This is a genomic window from Rubinisphaera italica (assembly GCF_007859715.1).
In the GTDB taxonomy this organism is placed as follows: Bacteria; Planctomycetota; Planctomycetia; order Planctomycetales; family Planctomycetaceae; genus Rubinisphaera; species Rubinisphaera italica.
In genome coordinates this window covers 5,757,688-5,778,012 of record NZ_SJPG01000001.1, presented here as the reverse complement: position 1 = coordinate 5,778,012, position 20,325 = coordinate 5,757,688, and the positions used below count along the sequence as shown (strand labels likewise).

The 20,325-nt window shown below is 48.3% G+C and carries 14 protein-coding genes; 6 read left to right on the top strand and 8 right to left on the bottom strand.

The window, feature by feature from the left end; all coding sequences use genetic code 11:
• Window positions 1–37 precede the first annotated feature (37 nt).
• The gene (locus tag Pan54_RS22000; protein WP_146505602.1) at window positions 38–670 is read left to right on the top strand and encodes a protein-L-isoaspartate(D-aspartate) O-methyltransferase; all 633 of its coding nucleotides are present in this window, start codon (window positions 38–40) and stop codon (window positions 668–670) included.
• Window positions 671–709: 39 nt separating this feature from the next.
• Here Pan54_RS22000 and Pan54_RS21995 read toward each other — a convergent pair whose 3' ends face one another.
• Window positions 710–4,366, bottom strand: a complete 3,657-nt coding sequence (locus Pan54_RS21995) for a [protein-PII] uridylyltransferase family protein (protein ID WP_146505601.1) — start codon at window positions 4,364–4,366, stop codon at window positions 710–712.
• A gap of 512 nt (window positions 4,367–4,878) precedes the next feature.
• Between Pan54_RS21995 and Pan54_RS21990 the strand changes: the two genes are divergently transcribed.
• Window positions 4,879–5,736, top strand: coding sequence for a hypothetical protein (locus Pan54_RS21990; protein WP_242631397.1), 858 nt, complete (start codon window positions 4,879–4,881; stop codon window positions 5,734–5,736).
• Window positions 5,737–6,081: 345 nt separating this feature from the next.
• The gene (locus Pan54_RS21985) at window positions 6,082–7,860 is read left to right on the top strand and encodes a hypothetical protein (protein ID WP_146505600.1); all 1,779 of its coding nucleotides are present in this window, start codon (window positions 6,082–6,084) and stop codon (window positions 7,858–7,860) included.
• A 105-nt stretch (window positions 7,861–7,965) separates the two neighbouring features.
• Here Pan54_RS21985 and Pan54_RS21980 read toward each other — a convergent pair whose 3' ends face one another.
• Together Pan54_RS21980 and hemB are read right to left on the bottom strand one after the other, a co-directional pair.
• The gene (locus tag Pan54_RS21980) at window positions 7,966–8,298 is read right to left on the bottom strand and encodes a hypothetical protein (protein WP_146506526.1); all 333 of its coding nucleotides are present in this window, start codon (window positions 8,296–8,298) and stop codon (window positions 7,966–7,968) included.
• A gap of 666 nt (window positions 8,299–8,964) precedes the next feature.
• On the bottom strand, window positions 8,965–9,957 hold the full coding sequence (gene hemB, locus Pan54_RS21975) for a porphobilinogen synthase (protein WP_146505599.1): 993 nt from the start codon (window positions 9,955–9,957) through the stop codon (window positions 8,965–8,967).
• A gap of 170 nt (window positions 9,958–10,127) precedes the next feature.
• Between hemB and Pan54_RS21970 the strand changes: the two genes are divergently transcribed.
• Window positions 10,128–10,472 (top strand): hypothetical protein, encoded by a 345-nt coding sequence (locus tag Pan54_RS21970; protein ID WP_146505598.1) that lies wholly within the window; start codon window positions 10,128–10,130, stop codon window positions 10,470–10,472.
• Between the two features lie 226 nt (window positions 10,473–10,698).
• Here Pan54_RS21970 and Pan54_RS21965 read toward each other — a convergent pair whose 3' ends face one another.
• The 4 genes from Pan54_RS21965 to Pan54_RS21950 form a co-directional block, all read right to left on the bottom strand.
• Window positions 10,699–12,633 (bottom strand): ArnT family glycosyltransferase, encoded by a 1,935-nt coding sequence (locus tag Pan54_RS21965; RefSeq protein ID WP_146505597.1) that lies wholly within the window; start codon window positions 12,631–12,633, stop codon window positions 10,699–10,701.
• A gap of 123 nt (window positions 12,634–12,756) precedes the next feature.
• Window positions 12,757–13,815: a lysylphosphatidylglycerol synthase transmembrane domain-containing protein gene (locus Pan54_RS21960; RefSeq protein WP_165441923.1), complete on the bottom strand. Its 1,059-nt coding sequence runs from the start codon at window positions 13,813–13,815 to the stop codon at window positions 12,757–12,759.
• Window positions 13,796–14,299, bottom strand: a complete 504-nt coding sequence (locus Pan54_RS21955) for an acetolactate synthase (protein WP_146505595.1) — start codon at window positions 14,297–14,299, stop codon at window positions 13,796–13,798. The genes Pan54_RS21960 and Pan54_RS21955 overlap by 20 nt, the downstream gene beginning before the upstream one ends.
• A gap of 411 nt (window positions 14,300–14,710) precedes the next feature.
• Window positions 14,711–15,697: a lysylphosphatidylglycerol synthase transmembrane domain-containing protein gene (locus Pan54_RS21950; protein WP_261343208.1), complete on the bottom strand. Its 987-nt coding sequence runs from the start codon at window positions 15,695–15,697 to the stop codon at window positions 14,711–14,713.
• Between the two features lie 335 nt (window positions 15,698–16,032).
• Here Pan54_RS21950 and Pan54_RS21945 point away from each other — a divergent pair, with 335 nt between their 5' ends.
• Window positions 16,033–17,073: a DUF1559 domain-containing protein gene (locus Pan54_RS21945; protein ID WP_146505593.1), complete on the top strand. Its 1,041-nt coding sequence runs from the start codon at window positions 16,033–16,035 to the stop codon at window positions 17,071–17,073.
• Between the two features lie 510 nt (window positions 17,074–17,583).
• Here the strand turns inward: Pan54_RS21945 and Pan54_RS21940 are convergent.
• Window positions 17,584–19,128: a serine/threonine protein kinase gene (locus Pan54_RS21940; RefSeq protein ID WP_146505592.1), complete on the bottom strand. Its 1,545-nt coding sequence runs from the start codon at window positions 19,126–19,128 to the stop codon at window positions 17,584–17,586.
• A gap of 639 nt (window positions 19,129–19,767) precedes the next feature.
• On the opposite strand from Pan54_RS21940, the gene Pan54_RS21935 reads away from it, so the two are divergent.
• Window positions 19,768–20,193 carry an FKBP-type peptidyl-prolyl cis-trans isomerase gene (locus Pan54_RS21935; RefSeq protein WP_165441922.1) on the top strand — a complete coding sequence of 142 codons (426 nt, stop codon included), beginning with the start codon at window positions 19,768–19,770 and terminating at the stop codon, window positions 20,191–20,193.
• Window positions 20,194–20,325: the final 132 nt, after the last annotated feature.

The following is a 20,325-nucleotide window of genomic DNA, read 5'->3' as shown; positions in this document are numbered from 1 at the left end:
CGCTTGCAAGTCTTGGTGAAACACTCTGGTAGATAACATGGATCAAATACAGCAACTCATCGAGATATTGGGAAGGCAAGGTATTCATGACGAACGTGTCTTACTGGCGATACAGAATGTTCCTCGGGAATTGTTTCTGCCGGAGAATCTAAAATCTCATGCCTATGAAAATCGTGCTTTACCGATCGATTGCGATCAGACCATCAGCCAGCCTTATATCGTCGCATTGATGACACAAGCCCTGCAATTACAACCAACAGATCGTGTGCTTGAAATCGGGACCGGGAGTGGATATCAGACTGCGATTCTTTCCCAATTGTGTCGCACGGTTTATACCGTCGAACGCTGGGAGGAGCTTGGCCAGATCGCTCAGAAACGATTTCGTCAACTGCAGTTGAGTAATATTGAAACCGCATTTGGTGATGGCACCCTCGGCTGGCCTGAACATGCCCCCTATGATGCCATCATCGTGACCGCTGCAACACCTTCGATTCCTGCTGCATACTTCCAGCAGCTCTCTTCTGGAGGAAGACTCGTTATCCCTGTGGGTGGAAGTGATATTCAGGAACTGACTCTGGCAATTCGTGGTGAAGTGGATTGGACTTGCTCGACTCTCTGTGGATGTCGTTTCGTGAAATTGATAGGCGAACAAGGCTGGCAAGAAACTTGAAATCCTGCAATGCGGGGCAAATCATAATATGATATTGCGTTATTGATCTGCAGGGGTTTCCAGCAGATTTGTCATTTCAATGATGGTCTGCATCACCTGCTGAAGTTCTTCTTTTAATTCGTGGCTGCGTCCGGCGTAGTTCATGCGACGGGCGAGATATTCGAATTCTTCAGATTCCATATCAGGGATGGTCAGTTCACTTGCATTCCCCCGGACAATTCTCAGGGCATCGATCAAGCCACGGAGAAAGCGGTAACAATCTCGCAGAATGATTCTCTGCTCATGAGACATTAAACCGAGTGCTTCCAGTTTTCTTAACGCTTCGCGTGTGTTGGTTGTTCTGAGTTCAGGATGTTTTTTGCCGTAGGTAATCTGCAATCCCTGGACGAGATACTCACAATCGACCAGACAGCCTGGGCTCAGTTTGGCATTGATCGTTCCCGGATGCACCAGCTGGCGAACCTGTTTTTCCCGAATCCCCCGCATCGCACTGACATCGAATGGCTCGCCTGTATAAACGAGTTCATCGCGCAAATTCACAACGACCTTCGAAAATGCTGGATCTCCAGCAATAGGCCGCAACTTGACAAGAGCCTGACGTTCATAGGGCCAGGCTGCTCCTTCGCTTCCAAAATATTGAGTGAACGCTTCCAGCGAAACGGCCAGACTGCCTGCTTTTCCATATGGACGCAATCTCAAATCAATTTCAAAAATCCCATCGCTTTTGGCGCGAATGATTGAGCGGAATTCTTCAACGAGCTTCGTAAAGAATTCGGTATTCCGAATGGAATTCTTTCCAGTTGTGTTGCCTTTTTCTTCAAAGAGAAACATCAGTTCGATGTCGGATGCAAAACCAAGTTCCCGTCCGCCCCCTTTGCCCAATGCGGCGACGCAGAATCGACAAGTTGAACCATCACTCAAAGAGGGCTGTCCGTACTGCTTTTCAAGAGATTGATAAATCAGTTTGACCGCTTGACGCACAATGACCTCAGCAATATCGGTCAATTCTTCGGAAAATTTCCCGAACGTATTATTGTATTCGAGAATATGTCGCATATCGCTGCGAACAAGTTCACGATCTTTATACGAATTGAGAACTTCAACCTGTTCTGCTGAGGTTTTCTTTCCCACCAATGCTTGCTTCAATTCCCGTTCCAACTGCTTTTGGTCTTTGGTGATCTTTAAACTTTCAATATCGGTCACCACTGGAAACAGATTCGCATACTGCAGTCGTAAAAAGTCTTCCCAGAGAAAGTCGCTGATTCCCAGTACCTTGACCAGGGCGTCCAACACCGAAGGCTGTTCGAGCGACGAGAGTTGGTCCATCCAGTCGGGTTGGCTGAAAAGATGATCAAGCATTTCCTGAAAATGCAGGAGTGCCGACTCCGGATGCGGAGCTGAAGGGACCAGGTGAGCAAAGTGTTTGATCAACACAATTGTCGCACGCAACTGTTGCAGTTTCGCTTCGTCGGTGATTTTGTTTCCCTGCAGGTCACGGACATATAGTCGATCCTGTACGCGTTCTTCAGTCGAGTCGACAATCACTCGCGAAATCTGCACCCCGCACAACGCGACGCTGGTCATCAGTTCGTACAGAAAACCAGGGACATCGTCACCTGAGATATCAATCACCGTGCTGTGTGGGTCGACTTCGTTATCAATCTCCAGTTCCACGGGTAATATTAAATCGTCCTGTCGAGGTTGATTGGATAACGCCTGCCCGACACGTTTCGCCAATATCCCCTGAACGTCTCGGATTTTTCCACGATGCAGGAGATGGCTGATCTTACGACACTCCACCATGTACTTGAGCCAGATGTCATCGGGAGGATTTCCGACGGAGGTGCGGACGTCGAGTGCAGTAATAAAACGACTGCGACCTTTGCGTTTAGTGCGTGAATCAGATCCTGTCGAATATCGAGTTGGAAATAATCCTGTGAAGACATGCCCTCGTTGAATGTCAAACCCATGTGCGAAGAGCATTCCACAAGTGACCGAGAATTGGCCGACGAGATCGATCCCAGCCACAATCACATGCCACTCAAATTCCGATAAACGCGTGGCTGAAACCTGAATGTATTCGTTACGTGGGAGATCATCGAGGATTTTTGCATGTTGTTTGATTTCATCTTCCGTAAACGTCGAGACATAATCTGGCTGTGCTTCTGAAACCAGTTCGAGCAAAGGCCGAGCTTCCTGTTCGTCGATTTCGACTTCTGCATACGGACGTTTCAGATATTTATCGAAGATGCGACGAATGGCTGTCGCGTGTCGCTCGAAGTATGACACAAATGTTGCCGGATCGGGAAAATCGAGTTTCCGAGCCAGATAGGCCAGTTCACGATCCTGTTGCGGAATGTGATGAATCTGCTTGTAATGTGTTAACTGCAGAACATGCTCAATTGTGCGTAAGAAGAGATAGCCATCCGAAAGATGACGGAACTCGTCCACTTTGATCATCTGCTGCTCGACCAGTCGGACAAGACCATCGAGCGTATTGATGCTGCGGACCTGCGGATTTTCACGGCCTGCAATCAATTGCAGATACTGCACGGTGAATTCGATATCGCGGATCGACCCTTTCCCGCCTTTGACTTCACCCCAGTGGCGTCCCTGTTTGTTCAAATCCTTTTCGATTCCGGATTTCATACTCAGGACGTTATTGCGAATTTCTTCGGAATCATTATTGAAGAGGATCGGCTCGATGCGTTTCAGAATTTGCCGCCCGGCGTCGAGATTTCCCGCGATGGGACGTGCTTTTAATAACGCCTGTTTTTCCCATAACATCCCGTTTTTCTCAAGATAGCTCAGATAGGCATCTTCAGAACAAACCAGTGCTCCGGAGCGCCCCCAGGGGCGCAGTCGCATGTCGACGCGATAAAGAAATCCGTCAGCAGTAGCCTTGGAGATTGCTTCAATCAGTGACTGCCCCAGTGACCAGTAGTGACTGGCATCTTTGAGTGCGATGAAAATCAGATCGATATCCGAACTGTAATTCAGTTCTTCTCCCCCGAGTTTTCCAAAGGCCAGGACAACGAAGTCCTCAGACGGAATCTGATCTTTTTCGGATGCGACATCCAGACATAATTGAACCAGCGCATCAGCCAACAAGGAAAGTTGCAGCGTCACACTTTTGAAATCCATCAAACCAAACGAGTCGCACGCGCCAATTCGCAACAGTTCCCAATGCTGAAAATGACGAAGCTTCGATAGTTTTTGATCATAACTTTCTGCTGATTGAACGTAGTTGACCGCTTCCTGATAGAACTCGCTGCGACTTTTAAATTCGGCCAGTCGCTTATGGTTTGTCAAATCTTCCAGGTAGCCCGGGTTCCTCAGTAGAATTTCCGTTAAAAACTGACTGCCGACAAACAGTCGGACTAGAATTTCGACAGCACGGGGGTTGGCCGCCAGGAATCCAAACAATTCGGTGCGATCGCCGTATCGCTGCAAATAGCGTTCAAAATTCAACAGGGACTGATCGGAATTGGCAGACTCCGAAAGCGAATACAGAAAATTCCTGAAGCAGGGTTGAAAGATTTTGCGTTGCTCATCGTTTTCACAAATATGTGACAGACGCAGAATAGCAATTGGAATGTCATCAAAGCCGAGCGATTTCAAGACTTCTTCACGCTTCGACATCTCCTCTGTCACGGGTAACAGCAGCCGTTCCTGCCCGTTTTCCAATCCATCCATGACGCTACTAATCCTGATCTGTCTTTTTAATGTCTTCAACAATCCTGCGGATTGACATTATTACAGTCTGATGTAGGAATTGCACTTCAGCCGAACCCTCTGTGGCGATAGATCCAACTTGAATCAATCTTCCGGAGTTTTGCAAACCTTGGGAAATCTCTCTAAGTCATTGCTGAGTAATGACTTTCGCACTCGGCGGTAAACTCGACCTGAGTTTCCTGTATGACCAAACATCGCTAACTGAACCTTTTGACGTTCTAACTGACTGGAATTCGTCCAACCAGAGCCTGATTTCCCTCCGAATGGTCAACCAGATGCTAGGTTTGAGTACCGGAAACCTGATGAGCCTGGAAACAGTTCTGAAGAGATGAAACGGCTCAGGTGGGATTTTTTGGTAGGGATTGAAGCGATTGTAACACGAATGAGAGGTCACCCCCGAGAGTCGGGCAATGTCGAGACGCAACAGGAATCCAATTCGACACAACTCAGAATCATGTTCTAGGTTTTGTAGAGTGGAAACGACCAGGGAAGGGATCGCGGCAATTCGCCGCCTTTCGGGTGATTCTGTATTGCGTGCACAATCACTCGACCAAATTGCAGGAGAGCTTCACAAACGAACTCTCAGGAACAACAACCAACAGGATTGTTCCGGAAAAGTTGACAAGTCGTTGAAAGAACAGATTACTATGGGATTTCTCAAACGAATCATCAGGACAAATCATCGAGACGGAGGCATCGAAACGCAGCGCAGTAGTTTCGATCACCTGTCCGAAGAGCAATTGGAGCATCATCTGAGTATCTCCCGTTATGGGAGTTTCAAACTCACCGATGCAATCCGCCCTTCGTATAATCTCGATGTCGTTCCCAGTGCCGGTTATCGTCGTGATAGTTATCAGGACAAAGATACTGGTGTTGAGATTCCCGTAATTCTGGCGGCTCAATCGTCTGAACGACTCATCGATTTGTTTATTGACCTGCTCGATCCTCTGGGAGATGAAGTCGACCTGATTCTCGAAACCAGTCACGAGCAAGCCGCTGGTGTTCATCGCGATTTGTATCGTGAGTCGATTGACCTGCCGGTCCTCAAAAGCACCCTCTTCGATCACGAAGATATGCTGCTCAACGATGGCTGTACTGGAATTGCGGTTGTGAATCCAAAGATTCCTCTAGAGGTTCAATTCGACGAGCACAAACTGATTCTGCTTTACGGGCAGGATCTCTTCCCGTTTGAAGCCATTTTACGACGACACGGCCTCGACTGCCGTAAAGAACTCAAGTTCATTACCGAAGCCGAGCACGTCCATTCTTCAACTTCAGATTACACCGAAGAGTTCGAACAATTGTGTTATCGACTTGGCATCGAAAGCTAATGGATCGTTTCTATTGAAGCTTACGATGGTGTGCCACTGGCTTCGCCAGGGCAAGTCGAGACTAAACTGAAGTTGCATGGCACTGGCAGAACCAGTGCCACCCTAAATTTGAGTTTGTCAAAAGCACTAATGTAATTCGCACAGGCAGGAATGTCAGTGCTTTATTATCAACGCGTAGTAGGTTGGGTTAACGAAGCGTAACCCAACAAAAAGTATGACCTAAATGTCTGGCACTGTCTGACATTTATTTCCAGGCCTGTAACGACAACGCAACCTGCTCCGGAGGAACAGGGTCGGAACAAGTCTTATGTTTTCCACTCCCGATGCGCATAGAGGCATTGCATCATGTTCGCACGCTATAAACAAAGACGGCGTATGCTGGCCAGCAACGATTCCACAAATCCGGAATCTGTTGACGGTGAAAGCAACTCTACTGCTGTTGACGCTCCTGTTCCCGAGACGAAGCCCACCAATGCGCTGTCTCAAAAGGAGTGGAAAGTCAACACACCTGCTGTCATTAAGCCTGCTGCTGTGAGTGAGAAGAAACCGACTTCCCAACGTTCTCATTCAGGCAAAAAAGCCATGCTTTCAGTATTAAGACATTTTCTCGCCGTCCTGATTCTCTGTGGAATCGGATACGCTTATCAGAAACAGCAGATGACCTCTCTCGGTTCATCTTCACCAGTCAGTGAACCGTTTGATCCGTTCTCGGAATGGAGTAGTTTTGGCGAGGCCCCAGGTTTCAACACTTCAAATTCAGAGGCCCCTGGCTTTTCAGAAAATAAGTTGTCCGAGCCGATTCCAATTCCCAGTGATTTTAAAAATAAGCTCCCGACAGATCTTGTCAGCCTGGGTGAATCCATGACCGGTACTCCAAAAGCGACACCAAAGGAGACAGCACCCGTTCCAGCCACCCAGACAAATTCTCGATCGCGACGGACAAATACGTCCTTGTGGGATGACCCTTCCTCCAAAGTGACTGAGTCGACTGAAAAGCCTGCAAAGTTCGAGAACAGCGACAAATTCAGCAATTCCATTGAATCGACAACCACTGAAAAAGTAACCGAGCAAAAACGTTCTCCTTTCGGAGTGCCTGTGCCTTCCGATCTGGAAGAACTTGTCGAAACAACCAGTAAGAAATTTGATCAAGTAGAAAATCAAAAGGAATCTCTCACAAAACAAGTGCAGGAGTCACATCAAGCTAGTGTGAGTCCAGAAAGCTGGCGACAGTTCACAATCGGTAACGGCTCTCAGCGAACTGTCTGTGTACTGGATGATTCGATCAGCAATAATCCAGGCGTGTTGTCGGCTCTGTTTGCGAGCCTGCGAAGCGAATGGCTTGATGGGGCCAGTTCTCATCAAAGACTCGATGTCCTGATTGCCAATCCGAAATCACCACTTTCGGAAGCAGATCTGTCTCGACGAATCTCAGATTTGTCTCCATCGCGGCTCGTTCGCGTTTCTCGTGGAATGCTCGATCGTGGCAAGCTGACGTTCTCCTCCGATCAGGAATCGATCGATGCCTTAATGTCGGTTCCCGGTTCCTACCGTGTGACTTCGGAACTGGAGATCAGTGGAGTGGAGCCGGCTCATAACTATTCCAGTGTGGACGTCCAACTTCCCAATACCCTTGAAAACCAGGAAGCGGCCACCGCTCGCCTCATTTATATTGCATTGTTAGCGGGATGGAACAATGCGACTTACTCCCCCAAGTTGAGTTCTCTCGCACCAACTGCTGACGAATCATTCAATCCGTTTTCAGAGATCAAACAGGAGATCATCAAGAATCAAGAAATCGTGGAATCGATTCCTGCACCACCCACAGAGAAAATTGTGGAGAATCCATTTAACAGAAAAATGGATCACTCGGATTACAAAACGACCGATGATTTAATCGCGGGAATGTTTTCTGCGTCACAGAATGATCCCTTGTTGCCTGCCGAGGATCTGCAAGCCAACGCAGAACAGCAATTCACGGAGACAGCAGAAAAGTTTCGCGAGCGAATCAGCACTTCGCCAGTTGAAATATTACCCTCACCTCCGATTTACCAGACGAAAGTACAGAAGCGAATCGACTCGTCAACGAAATCATTCTTCCGCTTGCCTCCACCTCCACAAAATTGAAGACTCTTTGCCTGCATCGAATTAAAAAAGCGACTCCGAACGGAATTCCGTCTGGAGTCACTTTGATTCGTCAATTCGTGTTATGAAGAAGGACTTGCGAGTTCATTACCAACTCTGTTTAGGACCTTCTGCAGTCGGTGGATCACAACTGATATCACACTGATTGTTGTCACATTCATCAGTCGTATCCTGAAATACTGAACCACGGGCATATGACTTATACCCATATCCCTGGGATTTTTTAGCAGAAAATCCCGAGTAGTAGTAACTTTGATTCAGCGTGCCGATCGCATCGCCCACATCATTCAACTCGCTGACAATCGCGTGCTGAACTTCACTCAAACCGACAATCAATCCGATAACGAGGATTGTCGCGATCAACACCAGTTCAGCCGAGACGATGAAACCAGCTTCATCGTTCATCAATTCTGTAAACATGATTTGTCCCTTTCTGCGGGAGATTATTTTCTTAACTTTTTTTAATTTCTCTTTGATTGTTTTGCCGGGCAATTTCATCGCGATTGTCGCAATGACAACTTTCAACAGGCTTCCCTGACGACCGCATCTGCGATTCACTGTTGATCATGAATCTATTCCATGATGAGGGAGGACTGCTTTCAAGAGTGCAAACACAAAACCAGAAAATTGGCAAAGGAAGTGAGTCGTCAAGATGCTGTCTTAACGGCCACACAGACCATTCCGATCTGTTGCCAAAACGCAACGGTTTTGATGCAGCGAGGCAACATCAGCAGGTAATGAGCAGGAAAAATCAGCATACAAGCACGAAGCGCAAGCGAGTGCGTGAAGAATCGTTATCGTCTGTCTATCGCAAAATGTCGTCTGGCGTGTGCCACTGGTGGTTTGACCGGCAGTGTTTGATTCGACTATGGATCTTAGACCATTTTCAAATGGTTTCTGCAGTCGCTTGGACTCCAATGACCGCAAAACATTGAGTTTGCTCCTGCCAAACGCTGCAGGTGATTTTTGAATACGCTCTAGAATTAAGCAACATTTACGTTGGGCGAACTACGACTCTGCACACTATTTAAGGGCTTCGCTGCGCTGTGATCCCAGCCAGCCGAAATTACAATTCATCAAGTTGTCTTATTGCTGTTGCAGCAGGCGGGCGGCTTCGACTGCGAAGTAAGTCAGAATGCCGGAAGCCCCTGCGCGTTTGAATGCGATCAGGCTTTCGAGCATTGTTTTATCCCGATCCAGCCAGCCTCGTTCAATTGCTCCCATCATCATCGCATACTCTCCACTCACCTGATAAGCAAACGTGGGAACCTGGAACTGATCGTGAATGCGTCGGATGATATCCAGATAGGGCATCCCCGGCTTGACCATCACGAAGTCTGCTCCTTCCTCAAGATCAAAGGCGACTTCGCGCATCGCTTCATCGCTATTGGCCGGGTCCATCTGATAGGTCCGCTTATCTCCCGATCCCAAACTTCCAGCAGAGCCGACCGCATCGCGAAAGGGGCCGTAAAATGCGGAAGCATATTTCGCGGCATAGGACATGATCAACACATTCTCAAAGCCAGCTGCATCCAGTGCTTGTCGAATTGCACCGATGCGGCCATCCATCATGTCCGATGGAGCAATGAGATCACAACCGGCTTCGGCTTGAGTCACGGCTTGTCGGCATAATACGTTCACCGATTCATCGTTGACGACATATCCATCCCGAACCAGTCCATCCTGTCCATGCGTAGTGTAAGGATCGAGAGCGACATCGGCGATGATGCCGAGATTCAGATTGAGATTCTTGAGCACACGAATCGCGCTGCACATCAAGTTGTCGGGATTATAAGCTTCCTCACCATCGGATGACTTTTTATCGGGAGGCGTTGCGGGAAAAAGTGCGACCGCAGGGATTCCCAACTCGACCGCTTCTTTGACTGCAGGTGCGAGTTCATCGAGCGAGTAGCGAAACACGCCGGGCATCGAATCGATTGGTTCTCGTTTATTAGTTCCCGGGCAAACGAAAATCGGCCAGATCAAATCGTTCACGCTCAACTTCTGTTCACAGACCAATCGCCGTGACCAGTCCTGCTGACGCGGACGACGTAATCGAGTTTGTGGATAGCTGCTCATCAGTTTTACTCATTTCCAATCGATAATACATGAAACGGAGATCTGAATATTCACAACTGATCAGCATAATTGAAATCAGTATTGAGATATTGCGTATTTTCCGTTAGCATAGCCTATCGTCATTTGATGAAAAATGAAGAGTTAGCAGTGTAACATTGAAGAGGTTTATTATGTCGTCGTCTCGTGCAGAAGCCGTTGCAGAAGTTCTCTGGGAACTGAAACGTGCAGATAAATTAGGAACATTTACAGAGATCGCACAGCGGGCCGGCTTCAGTCCTGGAGCGAATGGTCGAACCATTCAAACCTGCCTGAAGCACGTGCGTCGCGATTGGCCACACTTACAGTGGTTCCGCGCCATTAACGATGAATTGCAAGTTGAAAAAGGAAGTGAACAACAGGAACTCCTTGCCGATTCCGGGTATGAACTCGAAGATACGGACAAGGACAAAGAAGTTGTCGTCTTGACCAACCCAGACGAAACCTTACTCAAATGGTCGATGGCCGAATCCAACTGATTCGCCTGCCATTAGCGGAGTCACAAAACGCCATGCCGGATTTCATTCGGTGTGGCGTTTTTATTGATCACTACTGCAGTTTGCAGATTACGATAGCGGCTTTTTGATGGTTTAGTAATTATTGAATTGGGTGGCACGTCCCAGAACGAAGTGATGGGCGTGGTGATCGCAGTGGACCACGCCTTTCGCGTTGCTCAGTGACATGCCACACATGACTCAATTTTGCCTATCGAGTTTCAACGGTATTTCGCAAATATTGAATCACTCCTGTTTTCAAATCAATGTGATACAGATTTCGATCCGGAAATAATTTCTCCAATTCCTCAACTGGGTACTTGTCGGGCATCCAGTGGGCACGGAGGACGGAATCGTCGAGTGTGGGTGAATTCAAAATAAAATCGATATGCAGATTTTCAGGATCGGTTTTCATGAAGACGACTGCCGGTTCTTTGATGTTCTGTTTCAGAATCTGATTCAATTCCTGATGTTGTCTGCGGGCGAACTTCACTTCGCTGAAGCCAGTTGCTGCGGTCGATTGCCAGAACGGCTCAATGGTGGTGCAGGCAATCATCAAACCGATTCCTGCTAATCCTGCCCACCAGATTCCCAGCCAGTGATGATTGAGAATTCTTCCGTTATAAGCCACCAACTGCAGAGTTCTGGCAAACATCAATGCGACTAAAGGAGCCGACTCGAACACGTAATGCCAGTGCATGATTCCATCGTACCAGTATGGAATATGCACAATGTGCAAGCTCAAAGCCGCTGCGCCAATCAGCCACCACAGGCTTTCGTCGCGATGGCCAATACTGCAAAAAAACAAAACGGCTGCCAGAGCGGGCAGAATGCCAATCGTCATCTGACCGGTCATGAGTAACCGCGATATCACATTGGTCCATGCCAGTGAGGGTGTTAAATTCTCCGCCCAATTGTCGTAGTGTTCGATGATCGGGAGTTCATTTCCCAAAGCCGCCTGCTCGGTAATCCAGCGATCTCCACGATCTCCATTGTAAAAACCGTAGACGTGCCTGGGTGTATGGAGTTGTGTGTATTCCTGATAAGGCGTCACGAATGTGCTTCCTGTTGTCGCCAGGTTGTAAGGGAGTAAGAGCACCAGAGCAATGAGTATCGGGCCGCCCATCGCAGCGACATGGCTCGACAGTTGCTTCAAAGATTTGAACTCTCTCCACTGCCGAACCAGGAAATGAATTGCGAAAGGCAGGGCAATCCCGAAAGCCGTCATTGGACGGCACCACATGGCAAATCCTAATCCGATGCCAGCCAGGATTGCATAGCGATGCTGATGACTCATCGCATAACGATGGTAGGACCAGATAAAGACTCCCAACCCCAACAGACAGGGATGATGCGATAACAACAGGTTGCTGAAAACGACAATTCCCGGAAAAACCGCACACAGCAATCCTGTTAACAGACCGACTCCATTTCCACCGAGATCGCGGGCAATGCCAAACATCAGCATACAAACGATCGCCTGAGCAATTGCGTATCCTGTATAGACAATACCCAAGGCGACAAATGGCGTCATCCAGAGGCCAGTACCGGGGAAATACCGGCTGACAAAATGTCCCGGGCTGTCGTTAAGAATGTGCATCTGGTCGAATAATTCTGGAGCCGGTTCGAATCGAGGATTTGATAAGCGTCCCTGCAGATAAGTTTCCGCTTGAAACAGATAGCTGTATTCGTCGTGAAATGCTGGCGGCAAATCTCCGAATTGCAACCCCATCCAAAGCGATACGAGAAGTCCGGCTAAGCCGACACAGGACATCATAATCCTGCCCGACCAGCGATCCCTCGGCTCGTTATCTCTTAAACGATATCGACCCCGCTGCAACCAGGATTCAACTTTGACTGTGACTGAGCCTTGGGGATCGATCAGATGCAGTTTGAATAACCAGAAGAATGGCAGGGCCAGCAGCCAGAAGAGATAGAGGGAGGTATCGGCATTGAAGTTGGCCATCCAGCTGACAAGAGGCCGTGCATCGTTAATGGCTAAGGTGTAGTGACCCCATTCAAGAGGCAACACAAAAATCAGAAGACCAGCGATGACAAACAGCAAAGCCCCATAAAACCGCCGAATCGATCGTCTACTACTGGTATGCTCACCATTTGAGTTCGTGGCCTCAGAGACAACATCCATTGGTTATTCACAGTATGTTTCGGGAGCGAATTGAGAATTCATTCTTTATAAAGAGATTGTGGAGTGGAAGAAAGGTTGCGGGGATTGAAATAGGAGGTCTCAGGTATTCATGTGGATTCGGTATCAATCATCACTTTGGGATTCAGGTTTCCAGACCCGTTTTCCGGAAACCGAATAGAGCAGCAGCGTAAAAAGAACTTCACTGAGGAAGGAAATCAGCCGGAGTAAGACTGCAGCGACCACAGCGAACGAGGCATCGATTTGTGGTGAGAGTTGCAAAACGCCGATCAGAATTGCCTCACGAACACCCAGACCACCGGGAGCAAACAGCACCAGAAATCCTAGCGAGGTGGCACCTGCGACTGCGCATGTCCACAATAGTGGACTGTTTGCCAGATCGGGCGAAATCCCCAGACTCATCAAGACAAGTCCCAGACTGCAACCGTTCAAAAACCACCCCCCGGCAAGGACAAGCATCCACTTACCGACGGTTCGATAGGGGAGATGCAATTCTGCGGTGGATGCGGAATCGATTTTCCGAGAGAGCTTTTTTGTGGCTAAGGCCAGCAGTCGTGTAAAGATGGGAATGGTGGCAATTGCAAATGCGAGGATCAAACCGGCAGCGGTCCAGCGTTGCCAGGATGGTGCATCCAGAACGGGCGCCAGGACGGGAAGGGCGGTTGCGATTCCCTGAGTGTCTGCCTGTCCGATTAATAAGGGAAGCAAGACGACGGTAACAATGACCCCCGTTGCCATAGTGATGAGAGTTTCCACAGTCGCCATTAAGCCTGCCATACTTAATGGCACTTCATGTTCGCGAACCAGAGCCGCCCGAATGACGAGCGAGAGAGCTTTACCGGGAATGTACTTACCGACGTGCCCGCAGAAATGGGCACGGACCAGGGGATAAAATCCTAATTTAGAACCCGCAGACCGAAGCAGTTCCCCCCAGACCCAGGCCGCTGGAATCCAGGAAAAGAAATAGACGATCATCGCTGCTGCAAGCCAGCCGGGGGACCATTGCACATTTCGCAGGTCGAGCGTTTTCCACTGATCGACTCCGTAGCGAATCACAAAATAGAGAACCGCAACGAACAGTCCCCATTTTGCAATGAATAAACCGAGGGACTTCAGACTGCGTTTAGCGGGAATCGGGATCGCATCAGAAGAAGTAATTGTCATCGTCCTTAAGGTCGTCTTCGGTAATGATTTCCAGCCCGCGATCCTTAAGGATTTTCGTGGCTTGATCAATATCATCAACGGAAATCGCAATCGCTCCACGACCACCCCGACGAAACAGTAAGGGATAGGTGTAGCGGATATTTAGTTCGGCTTGCATTAATGCCAGACAGACGCGGACAAGCGGTTGAGGATCGTCCGGCAGGCAGACGCCGACAACATCGTTTTCGAACCAGTTGAAATTCGAGAGTGAAAAAATCTCGCGAGCACGATCGGCATCATCGACCATTAAGCGGACGGTGGAGAAATCAGCCGAGTCGACAACACTCATCGCGATGACTCGCAGTTCGTTTCGCTCAATCAAACGAAATAATTCGTGCAGTCGCCCAACCTGATTTTCCATGAAGACACAAAACTGACGCAAACAAGGCCAGCCTTTACCGCGAGCCGTCATCGGCGCGACCGGAACATCTTCTCCATAATTCATGTTGGACTCGCTTTAATTGCAGAGGAAACGCAAAGCTGCTGGCCAGGCATTGCCTGACGGAATGAGACTCGAAGTTTGATCAAGCCAAAATGTAGGTTGGGTTAGCGAAGCGTAACCCAACGGGTGTTTCAAAATCACAGTTCTAATGCTCTGTTCTACTTTAATATCAGGGTGGCAATGGCTTTGCCAGTGCATTGTAACTTTATACTTTAATTCGACTTGCGCTGGCGGAGCCTGTGGCACACAACCCGAAGTATTAATCGGAACAAACCACTAGTATAAATCAAAATTGTTGGGTTACGCGTTCCGCTAACCCAACTTACGGTTGCAACATAAGTAAGTTCAGAGTGAAAAACTGCCGCAGTATCGAGAATGTAAGTTTTTGCTCACTTCTGGTCAACAAGGAGTTTTTCAACTGACTTCCAGCTCCTGCTCTTCGATATGTTCTGCACCATCCTGTAAGCGGGAGAGGGAGAATCCGGATTGCCCCAGGAACCAGAAACCGACTGCTGTCACGAGGACATACTGAATTAGATGATAGTAAATCGAAGCGGCAAAAGCCGTGGAGGCTGGCACACCAAAGATTTTTAAAGTTTCGACAAAAGCGACCTGAATCGCACCAAAAAAACCGGGGGAAGAAGGGATCGTCACCGCGAAAACGAGGACACCGAGCAGAATCAATGTTGCAGAGAACGGCACATGGATCCCAAAACTCCAGAGCGAAACGGCAATCATTGCACAGTTGAAACTCCACTGCAGAGCAGAGTTGGTCATTAACAGCACCAGAAGCTTTCCATCCCGTAACACACTGGCACCAGCAGCGGCTGCACGAATCAGCTCTTCAAGATGACCTTTCCAGGTGCTTTTTACGGGAAGTCGATGTATCAACCAGCAGGCCAGGGAAACAGCTGGCTGAATAAATATCACCGCTAAAGCCAAAACCACAACCATCGCCAGTGCGATCAGTCCGACATAGAAAAATCCTGTGGATATCGCAGTTGGTACATCCTTTACGGCCAGCATGCCAACACCAACCAGTAGTAAAACGGCAATAATATCCAGTACACGTTCTATGGCGACACTGGAGAGCACGGCTCCAGCAGCGATTTTTTCCTGTCGGGAGAGCAGGAAGACTCGAAAGAACTCACCGAGATGGGCAGGCAGGATATTATTCCCCATAAATCCGACCATTAGCGGCCCGAGGACTTTACCTGGTTTCAGGAACTTCACCGGCTTTAACAGCCAAGCCCAGCGGATCGTTTTGAATGCGAAAAACAGGCCTAGAAAAAAAACATACACTGGCACACTCTCGTATCTGGCTTTCGAGAACTGCTGGCCAACTTCTGACCAGTTAACGTCCCGCACAGCCCACCACAGGCAAAGAGCTGTGACGAAAATGCCAATTATCAGTTGAAACCATTTATTTTTATGAATGAGAAACTCCCCCTATAATTTTAATGATGAATATTCCTGGGAGTTTAGCATGGAAAGGCTCAATGAATCCAGATGATGTCCGAATCCCAGAGAAATCCCTAAGTCCTTAAATAAAAAGGTGTTATTAAACATTTCACCTGCCGGTTGGGTTCATTCCGCATCGTTTCGTCGTCAAATTCTGAGAATTCTTTTCTCACTTATTTCGAGCAGGTTTGACATAGAATGTTCAATAAGTATACTGAAAGCCCTGAGACTGAGTCTCAATGCCAATATTGCCACGTGCCACTCCTGAGGTTTCAATGAACAACTCACCTAATCGTAGCGTGTTTACCATTCGGAAAGCTTTTACTCTTATCGAATTGCTAGTAGTCATCGCGATCATCGCTATTCTGGTGGCATTATTACTTCCAGCTGTCCAGCAGGCGCGTGAGGCGGCTCGTCGAAGTTCGTGTAAAAATAATCTGAAGCAAATCGGCCTGGCACTCCATAATTATCTGGATACCTATACCGTTTTCCCGCCTGCAATCTGTATGGACCAGGCTGGAACTCCCGGCGGACAATGGTCGATTCATGCTCGCATCATGCCATTTGTGGAGCAAGCCTCACTTTACGACCTCGCAGACTTCGAGGATTCTTATGATGAGAGCGGAGCGCCTCCTGCAAATGTTCGCGTCGCAATCTATTTATGCCCTTCAGATATTGGCGATAAGCCAAGATCCAACACCCATTACCCCACATCCTATGGCTATAACGCTGGCCCTTGGTTTGTCTGGAACAACAGCAATTTCAGCAAAGGGAACGGAGCATTTGCACCAAACAGCAGCTGGGCTGATCGGGATTTTACAGATGGCTTGACCAATACGATTTCTTTTGCAGAAGTTAAAGCGTTCTCTCCTTACGTGAGATCATCTGCAAGCGGCAGTGCACCAATCACTTCGACGAGCGAACCGATGCCCTCTGTCCCGAATTTAACCACATGGGATGGAGAAGATCTGAAAACTGGTGGTGGATTTGGAGCAGACGGTAGCAGTGGGCACACGGAATGGGTTGATGGGCGAGTTCATCAGACTGGCTTCACTTCAACATTCACACCCAACACTACGGTGCAGGTTTCTGGTGGAGGAACGACTGCCCCTGATGGAGATTTCACAAACTGTCGTGAAGCCAAAGCCTGTACGGATCCGACGTATGCAGTTGTGACATCTCGTTCCTATCATAAGGGAACCGTCAACGCACAACTGATGGACGGGTCGGTCCGTAGCATCAGCGAAAACATCGACCTGGGCACATGGCATAATTTGAGCGTCCGGAACGACGGAAAAGTCATCGGCGAATTTTAATACCCGATCTACAGCAGATTCAAAAATGAACTGCAAAATCATTTAAAAATGGCTAAGTTGAAATCGCGAGATCTTACGACCTCTGCAACAGCTGGATGGTTCCGTTTTTCATTTGAAAAGTTGTCTCATGCAAAGCCGCATTCTTGATTGAGTTGCGGCTTTTTTCTTATGTTTTATGAGAGTCAATTTAACGAAGTAAATGAAATTGGCGCATAAAAAAACGACCGCGTGTCAGAGACACGGGCCGTTCGTGCGCACGTCCGGTAATTCCTGTACGACGCGGGTTGCAATGCCGCGCTTGGCGGGTCGCACGCGATTGAGGATTCGTTCGCAACACGAATGCACTCAATCCGACACCGACAAAACAAAGAGAGACCAGCCGCCCGGCAGCCAAGTGGCTTATCGGCAACATCGTTTGCGATGTGTTGCCGTTTGGCATCATTGCTGATAACGCAATTGAAGCTTGAAAACAGAATTTGAGCAACTCGCTTTCCCTCGAAAGAGAGAAGATCATACGTTTCGATTCGAAGTGGTCGCTATAACCGTCTCAATCGTTTGAGTCGATGTCGTTTTAGGTGTGTTATTGCCGGAGAACATCCAGTAAGCAACGCCAAATGTGATCGCAATCGTCAGTAGGACCAGAGCAATAATAATCAAAACCCAGGGAAGTTCATTTTTGACAGCCTTGGCTTCAGCCAGTTGACGCTTGGCCGTATGTGCGACATTGCGACCGGCAACCGAACCTTTTGCAGGCATGGGACGGCGGCGTTTGGGGCCTCCCTCTGAAGCTGGTCGACGTTGTGGTCGAGCAGAAGTATTTGCCTGACTGAGTGTGGAGTCCTCCAGCGAGCGTTCTTTTGGTCGAATATTGTTTCGCCGGCGAACTTCATCACTCACGCTTGGCTTTTTCTCTGCCGGTTGATCTGCGTTCATCATGCCCCGAGCATGTTCTGTCCCATACAACATGCTGATCAGATGGATATTTTTCTGTTTCCAGTCATCACTGCCGTTTTGACCGAGCCAGCGAGTGAGATCATCGGCCAATTCGCGAGCCGTTTGATAGCGATCTTCCCGTTTCTTGGCCATCATTTTTTCGACGATTGCCAGCAGGCTGTCTGGAATGTCCGGACGATCGACCTTAATCGAAGGGGGCTGACGTGTCTGATGAGCGAGCAAACGTTGTACAAGGGTTCCGTCAGTAAAAGGAGGATGACCGGTCAATGCAAAATAGAACGTGCATCCCAGGCTGTAAATGTCTCCCCGCTGGTCGACATTGTGGCTGTCGACGGCCTGCTCAGGAGCCAGATAATCAGCTGTTCCGAGGACTTTTTCATCATGCTTAATCGTTAGCGATTCTTCCCCGTCTTCTTTGAAAAATCGAGCCAGCCCGAGATCGAGTAACTTAACAGTTCCATTTTGACTGACCAGCAGGTTGCCGGGCTTGATGTCTCGATGCACAAGGCCAGCATTGTGAGCATGGAATAGCCCTTCGGCAGCTTGACGAATGATGTCAGCGATTTCGACGAATGGCATTGGTCCTTTGCTGTTGACCAGCTTTTCGATGCTCTGGCCTTCGACATATTCCATGACCAGGAAGTGAATTTCAGCTCCCCCTTCGTTTTGCTGATCCACATCGTAAGCACGGACAATGTTCGGATGATCCAGAGTGGCGACCGCTCGGGCTTCCCGCTGAAATCGCCCCAGATAGGAAGTATCTTTCACGCGGTTCGCAGGAAGCACTTTAATGGCGCACTTTCGCTGCATGGCGATATGTTCAGCCATGTAGACGGCACTCATTTCGCCGCGGCCAAGAAGATTCATCAGCTTATAACGTCCGAGGACGAAACCTTTGTGCCGTCCTTGCAACAGTTTCTCGGCCTGCCATTCGGTAATCAGTCCCCGTTTGAGGAACTCGCTGGAAATGTCATCCGCATCATCCAGTTTTCGGCCATGACGTTTCAGCTCAGCCAGTGTATTGTCCAACAGTTTCTGTTCGACTAATCCACTGGCGCGAACACCAGCCATGTATGAGTCAGCGGTCAACTTCAGCGCCATACTTTTTCCATCCCCGAGTACGAAACGACTCGCTGTGAATCCTTCCAGTTATTTGTATCCCGTATCACGAGGCTGGTCCCTGGCCTCATCGTCCCAAAAATAATGTCATTGGTGTAAACTGTGTTCAGTCGCTCTGGACTTCTCGTTCAATCAATATGTCACTTACTCTGTGGCACATATTGCGCCAAGTGATTGCAAATAATCTCGTGACCTGCACACAAGCAGTCATATGCCTGTATATCAGGAGTTTATTCAAATATCCTCCAAGCGAAGACGAAGAATGAGGTTCTGTTATTGCATCAAAAATCAAAATCGTGAGGCAGGAAAGCAACACATGTTTTCAGCGGCTAGCAATAAAACTTTCATTGTCAATCATGACTGAGTCGACAGCGGGATGCGATCTTTTTTTTCAAAAACTCTCCAATTTCAAACTTCTGACTAGAACCTAACCTACGCTAAGTTTGAGAATCGGCACAATTGATACAATCTGCATCCATTGATTATCGTAATTCTCAGGCACAGAAGCAACTCGGAGCAATACATTGACATTGCTGCCGCAATAGCTGCAAATACAAATTGAATCTCTCGTACAATACTTGCGACCGGTACGGTCCTATGAGGAACTCTGGAGTGAATTTTATGCAGAAGATCGCCATTGAAACAGATACCGTCACTATCCACTATCGAGCCAGCACGCGTGATGGGGGAGTCATTGAAGACACTTCGGGGCGAAAACCGCTGGTCATGAATCTGGCTGATGAACACTTTCTCCCCTTATTCCGCAAACAAATTATTGGAATGCAGCCGGGCGAGGAGAAAACCATCAAACTCGATCCTCAGGAAAGTTTTGGGTTGCGAGACCACTTACGCCAGATGACAGTTCCTCGAGGTTGCCTTCCGTCCGGCATTCAAAAAGGCGATCAATTATCGACAACGATTCAGGGGTACGCAGTGAATGCCTGGGTTGTTCAACTGGGTGAGGAAGAAGCAACTCTCGATACCAATCATCCCCTCGCCGGAGAACCACTTGAGTTGAGTGTGCAAATGATTTCAATTGAAGCCTGAAACGAGGAGTAAAAATTTCATTGAACCTGCCATTCAATTCCCAAAGTGGTTTGAACAAGGAGTTTGTTAATTTCTACAAGCTTTTAGAAGCTGGTCTGGACGAAATGGATTTCGTGTGTCAACTTAAATAAA